Source organism: Pseudomonas sp. SDO5532_S415 (assembly GCF_054071155.1).
Genome location: NZ_JBSVWS010000347.1, coordinates 1 through 1705, shown reverse-complemented (window position 1 = coordinate 1705; position 1705 = coordinate 1). Strand labels below are relative to the sequence as shown.

The 1705-nt window shown below is 57.0% G+C and carries 3 protein-coding genes and 1 pseudogene; 2 read left to right on the top strand and 2 right to left on the bottom strand.

Annotation, left to right across the window (positions count from 1 at the left end; all coding sequences use genetic code 11):
* A partial coding sequence (locus ACW9HW_RS30000; protein WP_457402949.1) for a DUF6124 family protein occupies positions 1 to 281 on the top strand: 281 nt, incomplete at its 5' end.
* 136 nt (positions 282 to 417) lie between these two features.
* Here the strand turns inward: ACW9HW_RS30000 and ACW9HW_RS29995 are convergent.
* A complete protein-coding gene (locus ACW9HW_RS29995; protein ID WP_170948712.1) occupies positions 418 to 555 on the bottom strand; it encodes a hypothetical protein in 138 nt (45 codons plus the stop codon).
* The gene (locus tag ACW9HW_RS29990) at positions 518 to 1147 is read right to left on the bottom strand and encodes a nucleotidyltransferase domain-containing protein (RefSeq protein WP_095196384.1); all 630 of its coding nucleotides are present in this window, start codon (positions 1145 to 1147) and stop codon (positions 518 to 520) included. The genes ACW9HW_RS29995 and ACW9HW_RS29990 overlap by 38 nt, the downstream gene beginning before the upstream one ends.
* Positions 1148 to 1571: 424 nt before the next feature.
* Between ACW9HW_RS29990 and ACW9HW_RS29985 the strand changes: the two are divergent.
* A pseudogene (locus tag ACW9HW_RS29985) lies at positions 1572 to 1705 on the top strand (DUF6124 family protein); the annotation flags it as partial.

Here is a 1705-nt window from a genome sequence, read left to right as displayed (position 1 = left end):
GCGCCTTCTCCCACTACTTCCCGCCTCCCGACGAAAAGCCTGCCAAACGCCAAAAATTCCAGCTCTACACCGTTTCTCCCGATATCGGCACCGAAGCTCTGCTGGCCAACGCCTCCGAAGATCTGCTGTCCATCAGTGCCATTGCGGCCGATCTGGCGGACGATGTGGAAGGCTCGCGGCGCTCGGTAGCGTTGGCGCTCAGCAGGATGGCCGATGGGGTGCATTTGTTGGTGGAGCGGGCGCTGGATCAGTATGAGGTGATGGCCGAGGCTAAGGTTTAGCAGACAGGTCTGCGGTGAATTTAAGGCCGCCTTCGCGAGCAGGCTCGCTCCCACATTTGAAATGCATTCCCCTGTGGGAGCGAGCCTGCTCGCGAAGGGGCCAGAAAAAGGCTCCCAGAATTTGAGCCATGGAATATCACAGCTCGCCCATTTGCTCCTGTACCCGAACCAGAAGCTGCGCAGAGCTTTCCAGCAACTGAGCCAACAACGCTTCATCTTCGGCCTTCAATCCACCACTACGTAAAAGATTCTCCAGATTTTCGCTGCTGCCCATCCTTGGACTCCAAAGGGTTTTCACCCATCAGGTTGATCTTGTCCTGCTGCGCTACCCGCATGACGAAGTTGTTTGCGGCCGCCAGTTTTGCGGCCCAGTCTTCAGGGGCGTAGAGCGTCAGGTTGAGGGGGCGGCCCAAGTGCTCTTCCAGAGGCATGAGCCGCTCCATCACTTCACAGTAGTGCAGGCCTTCACCGATCAGCATGAGGTCAATGTCACTGGATGCGTTTGCCTGATCCTTGGCAATGGACCCGTAAACAAAGGCCCATGTGAGTTGTTCGGCTAAGGGTTGCAGCGCGTCGCGCAGAGGCTCGGCGATGCCGAAGGTTTTGCGGGTGATGCCCAGCAGTTCGGCATAGATCGGGCAGTCGGGATTGGCTTGGTAGTGGGTCTGATTACCCAGGCGAGTCATGATCAGGATTCCCGCCCGTTGCAGGCGATCCAATTCGCGCATGAGGCTGCCTTTGCCTACTTGCGCCCAGCGGGCAATCTCGTTGGCGTAGAAGCTTTGGTCGGGTTTACCAAACAAAAGGCCCAGCACCTTTTGCTGGGTGGCGGTGAACAAGGCTTCACTCAGCGATAGTTTATTCACGGCAACGACCTATCAGTCCCAAAAAGGGAACGATAGGTCCCTTTTTGGGACTCTTCAAGTTGAGGTTTTTGTTTAAAAGATTGTCCGTAGGGACGGTGTGAGGCTACGCAATCTGACGTCGCGACCTACAACAATGCCGGAGCCCGCTGACTGGTGGGGTTTTGCGGTGATCTTTATTGTTGTGGATGTCGCTGCAAATTCAGCGACCGGGACTGGAAACCCCGAGGAGTAGAGACGCAAAAGCGCCCTTCATAACGTATGCTTGCGCACCTTGAACTGTGTGCACTCCGTTATGGCGGCTGTGCGCGGGAGACCTTCGGGTCGACCGGGTTGCCGTCTCCCGGGTTTCCAGCCTGCGTACAGCTGCCACCCCTTCGTCTTGGAAACCGAATGGGCCAGCTCCAACCCTATACGGTGATTCACTATGTTCAAAGTTACTCCCAACCCCCCGGAATCCGACACCGATCCCCTCGAAGCCGAGAAACTCAAGGAAGCCGCCGACCGCGCCTTCTCCCACTACTTCCCGCCTCCCGACGAAAAGCCTGCCAAACGCCAAAA

What these genes read in the sequence shown, in the direction of transcription:
- ACW9HW_RS29995 (WP_170948712.1), bottom strand. Translation starts at nt 555, where the DNA reads ATGGGCAGCAGCGAAAATCTGGAGAATCTTTTACGTAGTGGTGGATTG.